We start from the raw sequence: 12,280 nt of genomic DNA on the forward strand, positions 1-12,280 counted from the left end.
ATGACCATTGAGAACAATTTTGCTCCCGCGACTGAAGATTGCGCGGACATTTTCGATGCAAACCTCAAGCTTCGATTAACAACCGGTCGCTGGAATCCCGAGGCAGATGCTTCTGGTGGCAATATAGACATTCTTCTATCTCACGACCCCGAAATTATTGCAGGGAGATGGACGATGCCACCTCCCAACAAATTGTCTCAGACGTTTGAGACATTCGGCAGTGCGCCGCCGAAAAACGTGCCCTTCGAGTCCGACAGAAGTCGAACCATATTAACATATCAGGTTAGCATTCAACGAAATAGTGACGAGGTATCACTAATCCTCATCGCCGGAAAAGATGCTACGCTTGGCACATCCGTGCGATTAATCGAGATGGCCGACATAGATCTGGTCAGCAAATTTGCGTGGGACACCGCGCTTTACGCCCTCAAGTCTACGGTTATTCTGCCAATTTGGCAAAGCCAATATGGCAATCAATGGTGTTCTCGCAGAGTTTGCCTGTACTTACCGGCGAAAATTGCCGCTGAGCTTTCGGAAAATTCCACCACTCCGCTGCCCGCCCCCATAGACGGTCTTGTACGCGTTGCCTGCCGGGAGTTTGCCGCATGAGCGCGATGAGCGATGCAGAACTGTTTAATCGTGCGATTGAAAGCACTACAAGTACGCTCCAGATCGACGACGGCTCAGGAACGTTGCGCTCACTGAACTCGGACGAGGTGGCGCGCTTCAAATCGCGGCTAACGAGTATTGGCTTCGACACAAGTGCTGCCAATTTTACCAGAGACAATCCGGCGGATCTCAGTTTAGCCGAAGGAATAGGCGCTGGGGGGCAGCCTGTATACGTTGTCTACTCTGGCGATGGTGCAGGTGCTGATGCTACGCGCTACATCGAAGAAATGCGCATATCTGGCCTTAAAGCTGGCACAATTGGCGACACACCCTTTGGAAAGCAATTAACGCTTGCCACAAGAAACGGCGCGTTTGAAGCTCAGGTTTCTGCACTAAATGATGAATTTGGCGGCCTCCTCAGATATAACGGCAACCCAATAGGTGACGGTTCTATTGCCGATATCCTTTGGAACTATGGCTCTCAAGATTATATCCAGCACGGAATAGAGAACGGCGCAGGATATTTTAGAGGTTTCTTCAACGAGCAAAATCTGAGCCCTCTCCGAGGCTTCGGCGCAGTTGAGATACCTAATCTTGAAGACCAATGGTTGAATGGAGAAAAAATAACTGGAAACTACTCAATCGATGAGGCTCTAAGTCAATACGACGCGTTTTCCAGAGCCGAAGATGCCCATAAGCAATTTTTCAACGATCAGCTCTACATCGATCGACAAATGCTAGAGCCGATATTGGAATCTGATGATTTTCGCGAACATGTCAAAAGGTCGAGACTGCTCTCGTCGGATCTAACAAAATCTCCGCAGGACGGACTTTTTACGCAGGCCGATCTCGAGAAAAATTTTCTTGCAGAATATCGTTCAGACACTGCAAAAATGACGCAGTATGCTGAATACATCGAAAATCGAGCTCACCTTATCGTTGATGCATCGATACAACGCGGCGACGACGTGCCAGATTTTGTTCGCGCAGGCTTACGAAAAATCAAAGATTATTACTCCACCCCATCGGGAAATATTGACAAGACAAAACTGGGAGTGAGTTTGGCGGCTAGCGCGCTGGCCGTTGGAAATATTTGGGTCGAATGGAATAGGCGGAAAGATACACCAGGAGCCTTTGAGCAGTACATAAAGGCAGCTGCTGCTGACGCCACATCATTGACTAGTCTGGCATTTGCGGGAGGAATGATGGTAGCAGCCATCTCGCCGCTGGGCCCGATTGTGATGTTTACAGCTTCATCTGTAGCGACTTATGCGGCTATCAAAAACATTGTAGATTACTTAGCAAGTGATGAATTCGGTCTCGACAAGACGGGCTACACCTACAAGGTCGTAAAGGACATCAGCGATAGCCTCACTGCCTTCGAAACAACCATACGGGGATACATTGACGCTGCGACAAACGAGTTCAAAGATGTCGCTGAGCGGACGTTGGAAGCGGTTTCAGGGCGAGCAATTGAGTGGGTTTCTGAGCAGGCTGCTTCCATTGTAGGAGACGGAAATGACATCTTAGTTGGAGACGATGTCACGATCCTGATCGGCGATGACAAAGACAACTGGCTCGTTCATCGTTCTGCCGGCGAGGTTTTGGGCGGTGGAGGTGACGACGTTCTTGTTGGATGGCTTCCCGAGTTAATTCGGGCCGGCGAAGCTATCGGTGGCTACAGCACCTCCGACGGCTACGTGTCGGCACGAGAAATCCGCGATAGTGAGCGCGCTCAACAACAACAGTTGGAAGAATGGCGCCGCACCGGAGATCCAAGAGGATTTAATCCGGACGGGTCGCCAAAGGAGGTGTCTCCCGACCCTCACGCAACTCGCGCCGAAGTTGATTATACACTTAAACTCGATGGCGGCGAGGGCAATGACTGGGTCATCACCATCCTCGGCGATGCTCCCACAAACAAAGGCGACGCAGGAGCCATCACAATTGGCGGCCTTGGCCGCGACTGGATTTTCAACACATCCCCGGGCGGATTAATCTACGGCGACACAGAAGACGGTTTGTATCAACGTCAAAAGCGCGATGCCGATGGGTTGCTCATGTTTGATGAGACCGGCCAGCCGTTGATGGAGATTGTCCCAGTCGAAGACAATTCGAGCAACAGCGACAACATCTGGTATTTTGCCGATACAACATTGATGGACGCGCAGCATAGTGATGTCCTTAAGTACTTTGGAATTCCGTTAACTGGCGGCGATGCAAACGGAGGCCTTGCCGGACTGGGTATTCTCAATAACTTATTGGGATCTTCGATCGGTTTAGCGAACATCGCGCGATACTCGACCGGTGGAGCAACCGATTGGACAGGTGAAGTTTATGTAGACCATCTACAGCCATGGATTCTTTACACCTTCAAGGTCGACGAAGACGGAAACGTCGACATGTATATCACCAATGCCTTCGAACAGATATTCGATGGCATGATGGCCGCACTCGGAAGTGAGGCTAGCTCGACATCTGGCGTCAACAAGGGCTGGATGAAGATCGAGAACGTCGACGTCGTTGGTTCGAGGCTAGGCAGTCTACAAGAAGGCCTTGCGGGTCAAGGCGACCTCGGCATGGTCTTCCGTGCGGTAAATCCGCTTCAGACCTTGTTGCCGATGGTCAGCCCCCTCTTGGGTATGGTCGGTGCTGCACTCTACTACAGCGTCATGGCGGACACGCTAGCGTCCACCGTGGCCGCGACAGAACGCTTCACCAAGGCGCTCAAGTGGGCAGAAGGTACCGACCCCCTTGTCATCGACCTCGATGGCGATGGTATCGAGACTATCAGCCTTGATAACAGTTCTGCATACTTCGACGTCGACGGCGACCTGTTCGCTGAGAGAACCGGTTGGCTAAAGGGCGACGACGGCTTCCTTGTCCTCGACAGCAACGGAAATGGCCGTGTCGATGACATCGGCGAAATGTTTGGCAGCCGCGCAGGCGGCGGCTTCGCAGAGCTTGCGCAGTACGACAGCAACGGCGACGGAAAGATCACGTCCGCCGACGTGATCTGGTCGAGCCTCCAGATTTGGCAAGACAAGGATCGCGACGGCATAACCGATGCTGGCGAGCTAAGGACGCTCGATCAGCTCGGCATTGTCTCGATCAACCTTTCAACGACCGCACTTGGCGTCACGACGCCCACGAACGCTCAGCTTGTTTCCAGCAGTACGGTCACGTTCGACACCGGTCGTACTTCCAACATCTTCGAAGCCCTGTTCACGGCAAACGAAGTCGACACCAAATACGCCGGCGAGAGTGGCCTGGCGCCCTGGCAATCGGACACGACGCTGAACGCGAAAGGGTTTGGTAGCGTCACCGATCTCGCGGTTGCCGCCGCCAATGACCCCGGCTTTGCCGAGCTGGTTCAAGATCGCGCCTCTGCGATGACCACGCCCAAGATGAAAGACCTTGTGGCGAAGGTTGGCGATGTCCTCGGCGAATGGGGAATGACGCTTGAAACAAGCCGAGAGCTTGTCGCAGTCAAACTCGACGCGAACGGAGCGCTCCTTGACCGTGCCATTTACGTCGAGGATTCGACGGGGGGCTTCTGGACTCTTGAATCCGGCAGTCCTGTCCTAAGCGCACAGGGCACTGCGATCGGCCGCCCAACTCTTGAGCAGGTACTTGCTCAGGGGCAAAGCTGGCACCTCGAACAGGCATGGTCACCCTCTTCGCGAGGAACTGCCCTCACCTTCCGTGAGGAAGCCCCTTACCTGATGAGCCAGGTGAACGGCAGGGCTGTCATCCTCGACTACGGCATCCGACAGACGGACGGCAGCTGGGTGCTCGCCTCCAACCCGTCCGTTTCCTACGCCACGGTCGACGCCATCCTGGCCTTGCCGCATACAACCGGCACCGAGTGGCGCCGCGAAGACATCCAATACAACTCGTTGGCCGACCTGCCGGTTGATACCATTGCGGTCAATTTCATCAACGGCGTTGCAGTTGATTATACCGTCCAAATTACCGACAATGACGGCACGTTCTATGTCTGGGCTCGCAACCTCGATCGCGCGCTTCAGCTTCAGGCGAAGAATGGGAACGCTTTCGAGTTCAATCTCCGCAACTACGCAATCGATTTCAGCAGCCTCGATGAGGTTGGTTCGACGGACGACAGCGTCTATCGCGTCGAGTTGCTGACGCCTGCGCAATTCCATTTCGCGACCAGCCTCGGCGGCGTCGACTTCCGTCCCGAAATGCTGTCCGCAACCTACAATAACGTCACGGGCCAGCTCAGCTACAGTGTCAATGGCATTGATGGAGCCGGACGCTACGTCAATGAGGTCGATGCCGACGGCAATCCGGTTACGGTGACGTATTCCGACGGAACTACGGCCCAGGCGACCACCTATCAAAGCGACATCAAAACGATGATCGCCATGCTCCAGCCTGTCATGGAGCAATACATCGTAACATCGCGTCGCCTCGCAGTTCGCCTCGCGCTTCAAGGCGGGCTAAAGGACTTTGCGCGCGGGCTTACATACGACGCGTCGCGGGATGTCTTCGTCACTACGACGGACCGCCAGATGGCCCCGATGTTCGAAGCGATCTTCGAGGCCGCTCCAACGTCGAATGCAAACGATGCCATTCTCGACTATCTGACCGATTGGAACGAGCTACTTTGGCAGATCTATCCCGATTTCGCGCAAGATAGCGACGGCGGCGTCCTCGAAGCGAAGGTCGGGATCGACCAAGCCTACATCATGCAGATGCTGGTCGAGGCTTACGAAAACGTAGGCGTCAACCTCGACATCCGCGGCGTCGCACACGCGCTATCCGTCGATGAAACCCGCATTATCACGCATTCGAACACTGACACCGTTGTGGAAGGGACGAGCGGGACCGATTTCTTCTACATGACCGCCGGCGATCAAACTCTGCGCGGCGGGAATGGCGCTGACTACTATTTCGTTGGCAAGAATGCCGGAAACGATGTCATTTTCGATCAGGACCTCGGCGGCGACGACGAATTGCGCTTCACGGCCGTCGATTCAAAACATGTCACGGCCATTCGTGACGGCCAGGACCTGATCCTTGAAGTCCGCGACGACAACGGCGCCCTGCTCAATACCGTACGCCTGACCGACCAGTTCCTCGGGGAGCTCAACCCCTACCTTTCGAACGGCAAGCAGTTCGAATCTGGCGTCGAGCAGATCGTCTTTTCTGACGGCGTTATCTGGGACCGCTTCCGTCTTGCGCTTGAGGTGGCTGATCCGCGCGACAGCGGTGACGTCTATGCAGGTTCGGGCTCGGATGACGTCCTTTGGGGCGGCAAAGGCAATGACGTTCTTACAGGCGGTCTTGGCGGCGACATCTACATCTTTGCCAGGGGCGATGGCCAGGACGTCATCAGCGAACGCGGGGGTATCTCGTTCGGCGCAGCGGCGGCCGGCATCGATTTCCTCAAGTTCACCGGCGACATTACAGCCAACGATCTGCGACTGACACGAAGCGGCTCGGACACGAACCTACTGATTACGTTGCTGGACAAATCCGGCAATCCGACCGGTGACACGATCGAAATCGAGGACTATTTCGGCGGGCTGTCCCTTGGCCTCGGCCTATTGGCCGACTCCGTGGGGGGAAGCGATGGTCTGGATTATGTCTCGCCGAATCTGGTCGAGCGCTTCATCTTCGATGACGGCACCAGCCTTGAATTCACGCAAGTGGCCGAAAGGGTCCTCGCCAATGCCAAGACTGCGGGCGATGATGCCATTTACGGCTTCCTCAACGCCAACACGCTCGATGGCGGCGCGGGCGACGACTACCTGCAAGGCGGCCGCGGCGACGACACCTACATCTTCGGTCGCGGTTATGGTCACGACGTCATCGAGGACAATGGGCCGGCCTACGGCCTCTTTGATGGCCCTCAGCATGACGTCCTCAAATTCGCCGATGACATTCGCTGGACCGATCTCGACTATCTGCGCTCCGGCAAGAGCGACACTCTTGCTCTAAAAATCAAGGGAACCGATGATCAGGTCACGCTGGTCGATTTCCTCGAGCAACTGCCGTTCCTGGGCTACGTAAACGCGCTCGAAGACATCGTCTTCGGCGACGGAACCCAGTGGGACTATCTCCAGCTTCTGCAGCACTTTGTCGATGTCGGCCAAACTGCTGGAAACGACGTCATCTATGGCTTTGAAGGCATCGCCGATATCTTCAAGAACGGCGCTGGCGACGACCGTATGGAAGGTCTGTCGGGCAACGACACTTACTATTACGCACAGGGCAACGGCAACGACACCATCTATGATGAGGATGGTTCCGATCGAATAGTCTTCTCGAACCTTAATTTCTCCGATGTGACGGTCACGCGCACTGCGCTCGATCTTGTCTTCACGATCAAGGCCACGGGCGAGAAACTGATCGTCGAAGGGCAGTATATCCGCGAAGGCGCCCAGCATGCTGCGATTGAGCAGTTTGTGTTCGCCGATCGCCAAATTTCCTTCACCGACCTCAACCCGGAAGATATCGCCCTCGATCGGTTCACCGGCGGCGCAACCAATGGCGCGGACATCCTGACCGGATCCGATTTTGGCGAGATCATCGACGGGCGCGCCGGCGACGACCAATTGATCGGCGGCGACGGCGGTGACACCTACATTTTCGACGTTGGCTACGGTAACGATGTCATTGTCGACCGACGTACCCGAGCCTCCTGGGGAGATCGGACGGGTGCCAACGTTCCGGTCAACGATACCGTCGAGTTCGGTGCCGACATCCGTTACCTTGGCGATCGCAACATCGTTTTCACGAAGTCAGGTGATGATTTGCTCATCACCATCGACGGCCGGCCGGATAGCACGCTGCGCATCCGCAATCAGTTCCGCAGCATCGATGACGCGATCGAGGTCTTCCGTTTTGCCGATGGAACGGTGCTCACTGCCGGCGATATCGAGCAGGAGCTTCAGATCGAGGGCGGCGACCGCGGCGACAATGTCATCGCGGTGAGCGATCTTCTCATCGATGTTCCCAATACCCTCGATGGTCGCCAGGGCGACGACACGTTGAAGGGCGGCAATGCCGGTGACTCTTACGCATTCTCGGCCGGCTACGATTTCGACACCATCATCGAAAAGCAGGACCGCGCTGGATCTGTCGATCGCGTTGTCTTTGGTGCCTCGGTACGCGCCGAAGACCTGATCGTCACCCGCGACGGTAGCGACATGATCATCGACCTCGGCAACGGCGCGGACGTTCTGCGCATCGTCGGGGGCCTCGGCACGACTAGCGTCGAGGAGTATCATTTCGCGAATGGCACTGTCCTCACTCGCGACAATCTCATTGATCGCATACTCACCGGCGGCGCGGGCGACGATAGCATCGTCGGCTTTGACGGGCGCAACGATGTCATTTCCGGCGGTGCCGGATCGGACGCGCTTGCGGGCGGTACCGGCAACGACACGTACAAGTTCGGGATTGGCGATGGCTACGACGCGGTCTCCGATACGGGCGGGATCGACCAGATTGTATTCGGCGAAGGTATCACCCAGGATGAAGTGACGTTCACCAATGTCGATGGCGATCTGCTGATCACGGTAGGCAATGGCGCCGACAGATTGGTCATCCTGGGCGGCTATAAGACCGCGCCGGTCGAATCTTTTGTCTTTGCCGATGGCGAGAGCCTGTCGCTTGCCGAAGTGCGCAGCCTGATTCTTGCGGCGAGCGATCGCACGGGCCAGGATATCATCGATTTACGCGAGCTGGACGTCAGCGAGGCGGTCGAACCGGGACGAGGCAACGACCGTGTCCTGATGGCCAACGGCGGCACGGTCACTATCCACGCCGGCGATGGTGTCGATCGCATCGAAATGCCATCTGGTGTCACGTCTGCGACCATCAATTTCGCGGACTACGGCGCCACCGACGCGCTGATCCGCCCGCTCGCCAAGGGCAGCAACGACATCGCCATCGTCTTCTCGACCGGCGACCAGGTCATCCTTGTCAACGGAATGCTCGACGGCGCCCTGCCCAGCCTTCTGTTCGCCGATGGCCAGGTGCTCGATGGTGCCGCTCTCAACCAGCGGCTCGTCAACGACCAGGCGGGCACAGGCGACGACGTGATCCTCGGCTCGAACCGAGCCGAGACGCTGACTGGCGGCAAAGGCGCCGATTATCTGGCAGGCGGCGGCGGCAACGACACCTACGTTTTCTCGCGCGGTGACGGCGCGGATGTCGTCGAGGACAGCAATGGCTCCAACGACGTGTTGCGCATCAAGGGCTACGCTGCGGCCGACATGCGGGTGACGTTCACGCCCGATTTCCGTGAAACCGAGATCTCCTTTGCCGACGGCAGCGATCGCATTACGCTGCGCCACGCGTCCTCAAGCAATTATGCGGTCGACCGCATCGTGTTCGATGATGGCACCAGCTTTACGCTCGCGCAGCTTGAAGGCTTCTGGCGCGGTCAAGGCACCGACAACGACGATTCTCTGGTCGGGACGCCGGCCGCGGAAACCTTTACCGGCGGCAAGGGCAACGACACGATTGCCGGAAATGGCGGCGCCGACGTCATCCGCTTGAGCCGAGGTGACGGTCAGGACCGCGTTCAGAGCACGAGCGGATGGGATGGCCTGGCGGTCATCGAATTCGGCTCTGGGATCGCCCGCAGTGACGTGACCGCTCAGCGCGATGCCTATGGCAATATTGTCCTGCTGATTGCAGGTGGCGACGATCGGCTTACGCTTGTCGATCCGGTTGGCCGTACGACTGGAATAGTTGCCTCGCTCAAGTTTGCCGATGGCTCGATTATCAAACTGTCGACGCTTGCATCATCCATTCCGTCCACGAACGGCGACGATCATATCATCATTCCGGCAGACGCCTCGAACACTGAATTCGAGGTTTATGGGGGGGATGGCAACGACTATATCGAAACCGGAAACGGCAACGATATCCTGACTGGCGGACGGGGTAACGACCGCCTCGAGGGTAATCGCGGCAGCGACACATACTATTTCGCGCGCGGTGACGGACAGGACCGTATCCTTGATGCCGGCGTTTACAACGACGGCGGCGTCGACAAGCTCCGCTTTGGCCCTGGTATTGCCCCGGGCGACATCATCTTCCTCGGCGTCGAGAACGGCGCGATCCGCCTCGCGATCGCCGGTAGCTCCGATCGCCTCACGATCGAGGGCATGGGCAACAACGAGAACAACTCGGTCGACAATATCGACAATGTCATCGAGCAGTTCATCTTTGCTGACGGCACCATCTGGAACGCGGCCGAGATCTTCGCTCGTGCGGCTCAGGGCACCGACGGTAACGACCGGATCGAATTCGGGGTCTGGTTCGAGCGCACGCTGACCGTCATCGGCAGCAAGGGCGATGACACGCTCATTACCGGCAACGGCGATGCAACCTTCATTTTCAATCGCGGCGATGGCCGCGACACCATCGATGTTCCCAACCAATGGAACTCGACGAACACGCTGAGCTTCGGTCAGGGTATCACCGCTAGCGATGTCGCCCTTACTATCCTGGGCAACGATCTTGTGATCCGGCTGCGCGGAAGCGAAGACGATCGCATCACTATCAAGGGCGGCGGCAGCAGCGGCGGCGACGACATTGACCAGATCCGCTTCGCGGATGGTACGACCTGGGACTATGCGACGCTGCGCAGTCACATTGTTACCGAAGACGCCGCGCAAGCGATCCTCCATCCCGATCGTGACACGACCCCGTTCGGCTCGGTAATCTTCGACGGAGGCAGCCAGGAGCCTGGCGGCGGTGAGCCCGGAGGCGAAGAGCCGGGCGGAGAAGAGCCGGGCGGCAATCCGGGTAACACCTTTATCGGCACCAACGGGGCGGACGACCTGTACGGCACCGACAGCAATGATGAAATTTTCGGCAAGGCCGGCCAGGACACGCTCTACGGCAACGGCGGCGACGACCACCTTGTCGGCGACGCGCCGGAAAATTTTGCCGCAGGCGACTGGCCTGAAGTGCAGGCAGCACTTCAGACATATTTTGGAACACAAACCAGCACGCTCGTCGGTGGCCTTGGAGGCACAGCAGGCTTCGGAGAGGCCGCGCTGCCCGCCGGCGACGACGACGAACTTGTCATCGAGCTACCAGCTTCCCTGATCGACGCGCTTGGCGGCGAGTTCATCATCGATGGCGAAGCCATCACCAGCATCACCGTCGGTATCAACGGCTATGCGTCGATTGGCGCCAACAGGTTCGATGTCCTTCCCTGGGATGTCGACAATGGCGGCGGGCCGCTGACGCCCAGCGCAGGCGGTGCCTCGCAAGGCACAAATCTGGTCTGGTATGACTTCGACGTCGCTACACAAACGATCACAATCACCTGGGACGATGTCGGCGCTTACCCTTCCGGCTCGGCTCCAAACGCTTTCCAGCTCCAGATCAAGTTGCTCGGCAACGACGCTCTGGACGTCGTCTATCGCTACGAATCCATCGACTGGTCCGGCGGCTCCAACCCCCGCCTAAACACGTCGGATCAGTCCGGGGTCATTGAGCTTTCCGGTGGCGACGGTACTGCCCTCGGCAACGCGCCTGGCAATCTTGGCGATACCGGTGTGTGGTCGTTCCAGATCCGCGGCTCCGACATCATTGGTCTCCCCCAGAGCCAGAACGACAGCCTTTACGGGGGCGACGGCAACGACATTCTCGAAGGCGGAGTGGGCGACGACATTCTCGAAGGCGGTGTGGGCGACGATACCCTTATTGGCGGTGACGGGAACGACGATTTCTGGGATTTTGAAGGCACCAACACGATGTCGGGCGGTGCGGGCGATGACCAATTCTACCTCGACCGGTCCGACGATACACGTACCACCATTGAAGGCGGGGCAGGAAGCGATACCTATTGGCTCGGCACGCCATCCGAAAACCAGGATTGGGTGAGCGGTGAGCCCACGATCGTCACCGATTTCACGCCGGGTGCGGGCGGGGACCTGCTCGGCTTTGGCGGCGGTGCTACGGTCGACGGCGGACCGCTGGTCCTTTGGGAACGCGTTATCCTGATACAGGACGGCACCGACGTGGTGGTGCTGTTCAAACCTGAGCATCCCGATGCACCGGCTCTCATCGAACTGGTACGACTTCAATCTGTCGACGGGTCACTACTCACCCGAGACAATTTCCAGGATTTCGACGATCGCACGGATATCCTGTTCACTGGCGATATTGTGAACGGCAGCGACAGCAATGATCTGCTCAGCGGCGGTGCGGCCAATGATATCCTTGATGGCGGTTCTGGCGACGACACGCTGATCGGCGGAGACGGAAACGATACCTTCCTCGACAGCGAAGGTCACAACACCCTGGACGGGGGAGCCGGAAACGACGTCTTCGACCTCTCGCAACCCTTCGCCACGAATACCGCTACGGGCGGTTCTGGCACTGACACCTATTTCGTTCGCGTTCCAGGACTCGATGGACCTTCGTTTACCGGCACAGTTTCGACCGTGACCGACTTCGCTGCCGGTGCAGGCGGCGACGTGATCACCTTCAGGCCGAGCCGGAACGGGAACGGCTTTTTCGAGGCAATCGATTTCAGTCGCATCGTCTTCGCCCAAGAGGGCGGCGATGTCATGGTCTATTTCAAAGCCGATAATTCGGCCCTGATCCCCCTCCTTCGCCTGGCGGATATCGACGGCAGCCTGCTTACGCTCGATAATTTTTCCGAACTCGA

The 12,280-nt window shown here is 57.4% G+C and carries 2 protein-coding genes (1 of these 2 running past the window's edge); both read left to right on the forward strand.

What is annotated here, in order from left to right; translation table 11 throughout:
* Nucleotides 1-609: a hypothetical protein gene (locus ACZ1JV_RS08310; RefSeq protein ID WP_465139063.1), complete on the forward strand. Its 609-nt coding sequence runs from the start codon at nucleotides 1-3 to the stop codon at nucleotides 607-609.
* Nucleotides 606-12,280: the beginning of a tandem-95 repeat protein gene (locus ACZ1JV_RS08315; RefSeq protein ID WP_465149065.1), read on the forward strand. 18,124 nt of this gene lie beyond the right edge of the window; only the first 11,675 of its 29,799 coding nucleotides appear in the window; its start codon is at nucleotides 606-608; its stop codon lies beyond the right edge, outside the window. Before ACZ1JV_RS08310 ends, ACZ1JV_RS08315 begins: the two co-directional genes overlap by 4 nt.

The sequence above is a fragment of the Novosphingobium sp. BL-S-19 genome (assembly GCF_055521675.1).

Excerpts from the sequence above, each read along its gene's own strand:
- ACZ1JV_RS08310 (WP_465139063.1), top strand. The coding sequence starts at position 1 with ATGACCATTGAGAACAATTTTGCTCCCGCGACTGAAGATTGCGCGGAC.